Origin of the sequence: Streptomyces sp. NPDC051172, from assembly GCF_040682555.1 — a bacterium.
Taxonomy (GTDB): domain Bacteria; phylum Actinomycetota; class Actinomycetes; order Streptomycetales; family Streptomycetaceae; genus Streptomyces.
Map to the genome: position 1 here is coordinate 1 of NZ_JBFBBE010000474.1, position 1056 is coordinate 1056.

The following is a 1056-nucleotide window of genomic DNA, read 5'->3' on the forward strand; positions in this document are numbered from 1 at the left end:
GGCCCATGCTCCTGCGGATCCCGAAACCGTCGCAGACCTGCGCGAACGCGGCTGACGTGTATTGCGAGCCACGGTCCGCGTGGAAGATCACGCCGTCCACATCGCCGCCGCGCGTCGCCACGGCCATCGTCAAGGCGTCGATGACCAGCTCGGCGCGCATGTGGGTGGCCATCGAGTAGCCGAGCACCCGGCGTGAGCACATATCCAGCACGCAGGCGAGATACAGCCAGGTGCCGCCGACCTGCACGTATGTGATGTCTCCGCACCACTTCTCGTCCAACTTGCCTGCTGAGAAGTCGCGTTGGACGAGGTCCGGGGCAGGCGGCGCGAGCCGGTCCGGGACGGTGGTGCGCTTGCGGCGCCGCAGATGGCGTCCCTCGATTCGGTTGAGTCGCATCAGGCGCTCGACGCGCTTGCGGTTGACGGCGTGCCCGAAACCCCGCAGCTCGGCATGCACGCGGCGGACCCCGTAGGTGCCCTTGTGCGCGGTGTGGACCTCGCGGATCTCTGCAACCAGGGCGTCCTCAGCGGCCTGCCGCACGGTGCGGGCCTTCGCGCCGGCGAGCCACTGGTAGTAGCCCGAGCGCGAGACCTGAAGGACCCGGCATATCCGCTGCACGCCGAAGTCGGCGCGGTTGGCAGAGATGAAGTTCCAGCGGCGGGTCTTCACTTCACCTCCCGGGCAAAATACGCAGCTGCCCGACGCAGGATCTCCCGCTCGAGCTCCCACTCCTTCTCCGCCTTGCGCAGCCGGCCGTTCTCCGCCCGCAGCCGGGCCAGTTCCTCGTCCCGGCTCTCCGTGTCTTGTTCACCGCGGCTGCGATCGCGGCCAGCATGTTCGTCAGCCTGCCGCACCCAGCTGCGGAGCGTCTCGCCGGTCACCCCGACGTCCGCCGCGACCGCCGCATACGTGCGCTTCCCGCCCGCCGCGCGGTACAACGCGACGGCGTCATTCCTGAACTCCTCCGGATACGGAGACTTCCGTCCCACCAGGACACCCTTCCTCGGATCTGCAAGATCCATTGTCAGCGTGTCCACACCGCCGGGGGCACCTCA

General features: G+C 68.5%; 1 pseudogene. It reads right to left on the minus strand.

What is annotated here, in order from left to right:
* Window positions 1-990 (minus strand): annotated as a pseudogene (locus tag AB0N07_RS52035) (IS3 family transposase); the annotation flags it as partial.
* Between the last annotated feature and the right edge of the window lie 66 nt (window positions 991-1056).